The following is an 8154-nucleotide window of genomic DNA, read 5'->3' as shown; positions in this document are numbered from 1 at the left end:
TCTGGACAGGGCAGGAGGCCATGGCAGTGGGAGGGTATGGTGAAATTTACACTTCACCCAATGGATTGAACTGGACAAAAAGATGTTCAGAAAAGATTGAAAGCCTGGGGGCTGTCTGCTGGACCGGGACACAGCTTTTCACCTGCGGGCTCAATGGAGAGATTCTCACATCACCTGACGGGGAAATATGGACTGCACAGAACTCAGGAACAAAACAAAGTCTTGAGGCTGCAGCGTTTATGGGTGGTAAAGCATTCGCCGCAGGTGATTCCGGCACAATCATCTATTCAGATGATTGTATCAACTGGACTCCTGCGGTTTCCGGTACTGTCTCAGACCTCTACTGCTTGTCTGAAGCAGGGGACATTCTGATCGCAGCAGGTGATTCTGGCACTGTTCTTACCTCGACAGATGGTGTCTTGTGGACCAGCAGAAACCTTGACATTTCGAGAAGGATAAATTCTGTTGTCTGGACCGGTAGTCTGATTGTATTGCTGGGAGAGAAGGGTACAATACTGACATCGCAGGATGGAAATGTCTGGGTAAACAGGACAACGGATACAACATTCAACTTTCTCTCTGCGGTCTGGACAGGTGAACAGATTGTGGCTGTCGGTTCCGTGGGAAAAATCATGAAATCTGCAGATGGAATAAACTGGATTCCATGTGAAGTGGAAACAACAGAGAATTTCTGTTCTGTTACATGGACCGGACGTCAACTGGTTGCAGCAGGGTACTACATTTATTCTTCACCAGATGGGATTACGTGGACCCGTAAACCTAATATTGCTTACAACAGTCTCTATTCTATCACCTGGACAGGGTCTCTTCTGGTTGCGGTGGGTTATAGTGGCCAGATTATTACTTCACCCGAAGATGTTGCCGCGGCCGGTATTATGCCTTTACAGAAAAAGTCAGTATCGGAACAGATGCGTTTTTCCCGTTCACTCTGCTTTGATAAAAACCTGCTTACAATCAAAGATAACCATTCAGGAAACAGGTTTAATCTTCAGGGCAGAAGAATTGGGAAAGAGTTTTTAAGAAATAAGCTTCCTAAATCCCCCGGTGGGGGACTGTAAGGCTGCGCCTGCGATCAGTTTTGATTTGTAAGCGTCAGAATAGTGCTCCTGAGTATGCTTACAGAGAATAAATTTCTTTGATGATTTGAAAATATTTGATTTCTAATAGTGTGGTAGCCCTGAAGGGGCGGGATTTAACGGCCCGGGCAGAAGGCCTGGGTATGTAGAGATAAAATCATCCTCGTCAATATAATCACAAATAACAGTTCAGACATCATCCGTATACAATTATCGTTTCTTATTCCACCAGTAAAGAATTAGAAGCAGAGGGGTGTAACCAGCTTGAGAATGTTACCCGCCTGGTACTACTCTATATCAGCACAGAGAGAATAGCCCAAGACCGGAGTCTTCGACGGGCTTGGGCGTAAGGGGAGACATCCCCTAAAAAAAACAATATAACTTTACATGAAAAAAACATGAAAGGGATTTATAAAAAACTGATGGTAGAGGGCATGTGTGGAAGTAAAAATTGTACAAAACTGTCGAAATTATTAGATTAAAAAAAGCCTGAACTGAACATAAATCAGTTTAACTTTGATTGACATAATCAGACTTTACTGAAATCAATAAATATGACATTCTTCAAATGAAGCCTAAGAATCTTATGAAAGAAAATATGAAACATTTCTCTGATTATCGCAGGAAAATATCCTTATTATTAGTTCTATTGCTTTCTCTTTCCATTTCATCCGGAACAGTTTCCTCTCCCCAGTCCCTGCTGGAAGAGACAATTGAGAGCCTTAAAAAACTAAAGTCCCTCAAGGCCAATATAAAAAGGTTCCAGTTCTATAACGGCGAGACCCGCATCAGCGAGGGAAAGGTAGCGTTTAATGACAGTATGGTAGTTTACAATTACACTTCTCCCGGGAAATTCAGGATGATCTTTACCGGAAGAGAAATGCAGAGTTTCGATCTTGAGAAGAAACTGGGCCGCAGGGAAAGCCTTTCTGGAGAGTGTCTGCTGAGGGAATGTGATCCGCTTGGAAGATTACTGTGGCTGAGAGATAAGCCTGCAGGATATAAGTTCAAGGGTAGTCTCGATTCAGGGATGGTATTTGTCAGGTGCAGTGAGGAGGGGCTTACGGAATATATCGGAGTTAACCGGGAATCATCGATGCCGTCTGTGATAGAATGGTTTGACTCCACAGGAACAATGATAGAACAGACCAGATTCAATTACAAAGCCGGCAGCATAATTCCATTATCAATTATCACACGAAGCATGCCCGGATCTGTACTGATCGATTCAATGGTGATATCGCATCCAAAAATCAACACTGAACTCACAAGGGGTGAAGCCGAAGTCCCTCAGGGGATTAGATGGGATCAGGAGCGGTAATCTCAACCCGATCACCGACAGTAATCTCAAGTACCTCGGATGCGTTCCCTCCGTTTACTGCAATCTCCACAAAACCCGCAGATCCGGTATAATAAAGCCTGTCGAGGGGCTTAAACTGCTGGAAATATCTCCCGAATGGAAGTGTTTCACCGGTTTTGAGAATTTTCATCGATGAGTTCTGATATTCAGGAGTGATCATCGCGTTTCCGATGCTTGTAATGAGATTACCGAAAGAATCGACACAGATGATTTCCCCGGTGATCTTGCCATTGTCAAGAGTAGAAGCGGGGAAGGGGATCTGCCTGAAATCTGAAAACTGAGGACCTAATTTCTCCAGAGGCATTCCCCTGGAAAGGTGTGCCGATACAGGCGCGAAGATATCTCTTCCATGAAAAGTAGAGCTCACAGGATGACGGAAACAGGTGCTGTTTGTCAAATGAGTCGCTGTTTTGACATTTTCCCTTGAGAGCGCCCAGGAGAGAACTCCATTGTCCGGTCCGACGAAGAAGAATTTCCCGTTTGATGCAGCGATTGCTTTTCTGGAACTGCCGACGCCAGGATCAACGACAGTGCAGAATACTGTTCCCTGCGGAAAAGAACTGTAGCAGGCAAGAAGCGTAAAGCAGGCGCTTCTTATGTCGCCGGGGGGAATCTGGTGCGTGATATCGATAACAGTGGTCTCCGGAGAGATGGCGCTTATTATGCCTTTCATCTCTCCGGCAAACCAGTTTTTCTCTCCGAAATCTGTAATCAGAGCAATTACCGGCATAAATGTTTACAAATTCCTTTCCGGCATGTTTCCCATACCGTAAAAGGGTTTACTGCTGCGATGACGCCTTCACCATCAGCTTGCTTACCCTCTGAGAAAAGGCCAGAGGGTCGGAAACCATCTGTCCTTCAGCGATAAGCGCCTGATCCAGAAGAAGCTTTACCCACTCCTCCAGTTCAGGATCCTTGGGATCTTTCTCATAACGGGCATTCATGTTAATCAGAAGCGGGTGTTCCGGATTGATCTCGAGAATTCTCTGCGACTTCGGGACCTCATGACCCATCGCCTTCATGAGTTTTTCCATGTGCACACCCATCCCGTTCTTGTCTGCAACAAGGCATGCAGGACTGTCCTTGAGCCGGGTGGTGATCTGGACCTCTTTTATGGCATCGCCTAAAATGTTTTTAATCCGTTCGGTGAGTTTCTTGTACTTTGATTCCGCTTTTTTCTTGATATCCTTCTCATCTTTGCCAAGCTCGCCCAGATCCAGATCCTCCTGAACCACAGATTTGAGCGTTTTCCCGTCATAATTGTAGATGTCATTTACGATAAACTCATCGATGGGATCAGTAAGGTAGAGCACCTCGATACTTTTGGCTTTGAAGACCTCGAGATGAGGGCTCTTCTCGACTATATCCCTGCTTTCACCGGTGATATAGTAGATCTCTTTCTGGTCTGTTCTCATCCTGTTAACATACTGTTTCAGTGAGACCAGTTCATCTTTCTCTGCCATCGACGACTGGAAGCGGACCAGTTCAAGGAGTTTATCTTTGTTTTCGTAGTCTGTATGGAGTCCCTCCTTGAAAACCGGGCCGAACTCATTCCAGAATTTTTTGTAATTGTCAGGTTCCTTTTCCGCCATCTCCTTGAGCCTGCCCAGAATTTTCCCCACAAGGGCTTTTCTGATTTTGTCAATTACAGGGTTCTTCTGAAGCATCTCGCGGGAGATGTTGAGAGGAAGATCTTCAGAATCGACAATTCCTCTCACAAAGCGAAGGTATTCAGGAATCAGCTCTTTGCAGTTGTCCATAATAAACACCCGCTTGACATAGAGCTTGACTCCGTGCTTGCGTTCCATGGAGAAGAGGTCAAAGGGAGATGATGATGGAATAAAGAGCATCCATGAGTACTCCATCACACCCTCTGCGTGGCTGTGAAGAATGGAAAGTGGTTTATCAAAACCGCCAAGTGCCTGCTGATAGAATTCCTCGTATTGCTCCTGGGTGATCTCCGACTGAGAGCGTCGCCAGAGAGGTTTTGTCTGGTTGATAACCTCCTCATGTCCTTTTTCATTTGGAAGGTAGATGGGGAAGACGATAAAATCGGAATATTTCTTGATAATAGAACGGACCTGCCAGTCTTCAGTGTAGGCAGATTCATCTTCTTTGAGGTAAAGGGTTATCTCTGTGCCGTGTCCCTCTTTTTCGGTGTCACTTATTGTAAATTCACTTTCCCCCTTAGATTCCCACATCACTGCAGGCTCATCAGGGCAGCCGGCCTTTTTGGTAACCAGCTTGACACTTTCTGCTACCATGAATACGGAATAGAAACCTACTCCGAACTGGCCGATAAGGTTTGAGTCGGCTTTCTGGTCTCCGGTCATTTTCTCCAGGAAAGCTTTAGATCCGCTTCTTGCGATTGTGCCGATATTTTCAATCACTTCCTGGCGGTTCATGCCGATACCGTTGTCGCTGATGGTAAATGTTTTGGCTTTTTTGTCCAGCTTTATATGGATCGACAGTTCGGTATCAGGGGGAAGAACAGATGGGTTTGTGAGGGACTGGAATCTGAGTTTGTCGAGAGCATCTGATGCATTGGAGATCAGCTCGCGAATAAAAACTTCCTTGTGGCTGTAGAGAGCATGGATCATGAGGTGCAGAAGTTGTTTGGCTTCGGTCTGGAATTCTAAATTCTGCTCATTGGTAATTGTATTTTCCGCCATCATTGACCTCCCGGAATGTAAATCAAGTTGTTAATTGAGACAAGATTGTGCGAGTAGTGATCCTGTAAAAATAATTTTTGCCCCCATTAATAACTGGGAGTGTTTGGAAGATATATAAGGGGTTCGTTACAGCTCCGGCAAATAAAAAGAAGGGTACACTAAGGGTAAATACCTGACCGTAATTCATTTTCTGGCCAATACAATATATTATCTTTATTTAAAGGGTTAAATTATGAAAAAAGCCATATTTGGGGTGTTACTGCTGCTGTTTTCGGGGTTGCTGATGGCAGAGACTCCCGATGGCCTTCGGATCGAGAATACTGACAGTCTAAAGTTTCCATACAAACCGGCATTGGCTGGTGCGATGTCTTTACTGGTACCCGGGGGTGGACAGATTTACACCGGTCATTACCTCAAGGCTGGTACATTTCTTGCACTCGAAGCCATTACTGGTTCTGTAAGCTACTTCTGGCATAAAACATCAAAAGCGCGGTCTCAGGAAGCCTATGATCTGTTCAGGGAAGCCAGAACAGGCACGGGAATCGACAGTGCCAGGGTGTTTGAGAATTATTTGCAGATGGAGCACAGTGTATTGGAGGCCAGGTACAAATCATACAATATGGCCTCATGGATGATCGGAGGGTATCTGTTCAATATCCTCGATGCTCTGGATGCAAGTGGTGTTTTAAAGGATGGGGGATACAGAGATCCATCGGTTGCTGCATGGCTTGCGGCGATTCCCGGTCTGGGTCTGGGGCAGATCTATAATGGTTCCCTTTCCAAAGCGGGATTGGTGGCGATGGTGCAGGTTTCACTGGGGTTTGTTGCCTATAATTATCATCGGTTAATGAGAGAAGCGGAAAAGGCGATGGTTTTTGATAAAAGTAAATATTCAGACAATGAACTGGAGATTAAATCCGTAATTAACGATGAATTTAACCGTAGCTGGGAGTCTAAGCGCAGCAGCGCGTTCCGAAACAGAAACACTTATCTCTGGTATTCAATTTTCTTTTATTTCTACGGGATTTTTGATGCGGTTGTAGATGCCCATCTTCACGACTACGACGAAAAAATGAAAATCTGGCCTGACCTTGTGCCTCAAGGTGATGGTGCCCAGTTATTATTAAACATGAAATTTTGAACGGGTAAACTCTCTAAGGATGGTGAAAGATGACTGTAACTTTGAAAGACATTGCTGAACGTGCCGGTGTGACAAGTGCCACCGTCTCGATGGTGATTAACAATAAACCCAACATTTCCGATGCGACCCGCAAGAAAGTGCTTAAGATTGCCAAGGAATTAAACTATTATCCTAATATCATCGCCAGGGGACTTGCGACAAAGAAATCAAACTCTATCGGGGTGATCGTTCCCAATCTGGCGTCCTCTTTTGTTGTCAGAGTGCTCCAGGGGATAAAAAGTACAAACCGGGATATCGAGTACACAGTTCAGCTCTTTGATACAATAGGGCAGAAGGAAAGTGAATCGCAGTTATTCCAGCGGATGGCCAGGGAGCGTCGTATCGACGGGGTGATTCTGATAAGTTCCACTGTTACAGAGGAGGACCTGAACATTTTCCGGGAGGAGAGTGTTCCCAGTATCGTTGTGGCCAGAAAATGCGAAAATCTCGACTCAGTTTATGTCAATAATGAGCAGGGTGCGTCCGAGGCAACAGATTATCTGATCAGTAAAGGTCACAGGAGTATTGCCTGTGTCATAAGCCGCAAAAACGGTTTACCCACAGAGGAGAGGCTTCAGGGGTACAAAAACTCTCTGCTCCGCCACAACATCCCATTTAACCCTGATATTGTCTTTGATGTCGATGATGACACAATGCCCAATGGGGAAGAGGTCTTCAGCAAGATCCGTCAGGCGAATCCCGCTGTGACATCTGTATTTGTTCCAGCCGGTGACATGGTTGCTATTGGAATAGTAAAGGAAGCCAAGAGGCAGGGTTTGCGTATTCCTCAGGACTGTGCGGTTGTGGGTTATGATGATATCCCGGCGGCAGAGGTCGTTGAGCCATCGCTTACCACTGTTCGTCAGCCAAAGCTTGAGATGGGTGACTATGCGATCAACATGATTGTGGATAAAATCGAAGGCAGGGAATCCGGGATTAAGCATAAGGAACTGCCGACGAAGTTTATTATCAGGGAGAGCGCATAACGTACTTTAATCATGATCGGTATCGGTATAAAATTTCGATACCGATACCGACCCCGATTTGGGGGCGGTAATCAAACTAATGCAGGATGGATAAGCACTAATTATTAAATATTTCTGTCATTAATACTAATATTTAGTAGACTTATTCGGTTAAAAGTTTTCTGATCTTTGAATATTACGTAGCAAATCTTTACTCAATTTTTTTATCCTTTCGGGGGTGTACTGGCTTTCGACGGGAGACAGGAGATACTGAGCAGCATGCCGAGGATCATCGGTTGGCCTCGTTAATCATCCGGTGAAAATCATAATTGCCGAAGATTATTCTTACGCAATGGCTGCCTAAATAAGGCGGCAACTCGAATGTGGAGCGCACTTCTTTGCATTTGAGCCAATAAGGTGCTGGTCGGGAAGGGGGTGCCGATTTCCCGATGAGATTCCGGCACTGGCCTCTTTGTAAGCGGGTCCGCTGGCGCACAGAGGGGTGAGATTAAAAGGCGGACTAAGCATGTAGCGGTTCATATTGAATGGCTTTCGGACAGGGGTTCAACTCCCCTCACCTCCACCAAATGTAAACGACGAACCCTTCTCTCGCGGAGAATACCGCTTGAGGAGGGTTTGTTGTTTATGCCCGTTTTTCCAGTGAATTTCGCCACTTTTCGACCCCGCGGTTTTTGAGTTCATGTCGCTTTTCCGTAAAACAATAAACTACATTTTGTGTAGTTAAAGAAACCACAGTTCCGGGAACCGGAAGGAGGCCGTAGGCCGACTGGAGGTTCCCGGAAAAACCGGGCGGAGAAGGGTATACAATTTATGTGCCTGTTATCAGTTATCTGACCGGTAATTCTCAAGTTATCTGACC

General features: G+C 45.4%; 6 protein-coding genes and 1 other RNA gene. 5 read left to right on the top strand and 2 right to left on the bottom strand.

Going from position 1 to position 8154, the window contains the following annotated elements:
- Positions 1-20 precede the first annotated feature (20 nt).
- A complete protein-coding gene (locus tag GX089_01445; GenBank protein NLP01137.1) occupies positions 21-1079 on the top strand; it encodes a hypothetical protein in 1059 nt (352 codons plus the stop codon).
- 616 nt (positions 1080-1695) lie between these two features.
- Positions 1696-2418, top strand: a complete 723-nt coding sequence (locus tag GX089_01440) for a hypothetical protein (GenBank protein ID NLP01136.1) — start codon at positions 1696-1698, stop codon at positions 2416-2418.
- On the opposite strand, the gene GX089_01435 is transcribed toward GX089_01440, so the two are convergent.
- Together GX089_01435 and htpG are read right to left on the bottom strand one after the other, a co-directional pair.
- Positions 2396-3187, bottom strand: a complete 792-nt coding sequence (locus tag GX089_01435) for an SAM-dependent chlorinase/fluorinase (GenBank protein NLP01135.1) — start codon at positions 3185-3187, stop codon at positions 2396-2398. The genes GX089_01440 and GX089_01435 overlap by 23 nt on opposite strands.
- A 49-nt stretch (positions 3188-3236) precedes the next feature.
- Complete coding sequence (gene htpG, locus GX089_01430) at positions 3237-5129, bottom strand: molecular chaperone HtpG (protein ID NLP01134.1); 1893 nt, start codon at positions 5127-5129, stop codon at positions 3237-3239.
- A gap of 232 nt (positions 5130-5361) precedes the next feature.
- Here htpG and GX089_01425 point away from each other — a divergent pair, with 232 nt between their 5' ends.
- The 3 genes from GX089_01425 (at position 5362) to ssrA (ending at position 7860) form a co-directional block, all read left to right on the top strand.
- The gene (locus GX089_01425) at positions 5362-6270 is read left to right on the top strand and encodes a hypothetical protein (GenBank protein NLP01133.1); all 909 of its coding nucleotides are present in this window, start codon (positions 5362-5364) and stop codon (positions 6268-6270) included.
- A gap of 29 nt (positions 6271-6299) precedes the next feature.
- Positions 6300-7295: a LacI family transcriptional regulator gene (locus GX089_01420; protein NLP01132.1), complete on the top strand. Its 996-nt coding sequence runs from the start codon at positions 6300-6302 to the stop codon at positions 7293-7295.
- A 213-nt stretch (positions 7296-7508) separates the two neighbouring features.
- Positions 7509-7860: a transfer-messenger RNA gene (gene ssrA / locus GX089_01415) on the top strand.
- Positions 7861-8154 lie beyond the last annotated feature (294 nt).

This window comes from Fibrobacter sp., from assembly GCA_012523595.1.
Taxonomy (GTDB): domain Bacteria; phylum Fibrobacterota; class Chitinivibrionia; order Chitinivibrionales; family Chitinispirillaceae; genus JAAYIG01.
This window is presented reverse-complemented; position numbering and strand designations above follow the sequence as displayed.

Bases quoted from the DNA above. Each gene is read 5' to 3' on its own strand.
- GX089_01420 (NLP01132.1), top strand. From the start codon at position 6,300: ATGACTGTAACTTTGAAAGACATTGCTGAACGTGCCGGTGTGACAAGT.
- GX089_01440 (NLP01136.1), top strand. From the start codon at position 1,696: ATGAAACATTTCTCTGATTATCGCAGGAAAATATCCTTATTATTAGTT.
- GX089_01445 (NLP01137.1), top strand. From the start codon at position 21: ATGGCAGTGGGAGGGTATGGTGAAATTTACACTTCACCCAATGGATTG.
- GX089_01435 (NLP01135.1), bottom strand. From the start codon at position 3,187: ATGCCGGTAATTGCTCTGATTACAGATTTCGGAGAGAAAAACTGGTTT.
- htpG (NLP01134.1), bottom strand. From the start codon at position 5,129: ATGGCGGAAAATACAATTACCAATGAGCAGAATTTAGAATTCCAGACC.
- GX089_01425 (NLP01133.1), top strand. From the start codon at position 5,362: ATGAAAAAAGCCATATTTGGGGTGTTACTGCTGCTGTTTTCGGGGTTG.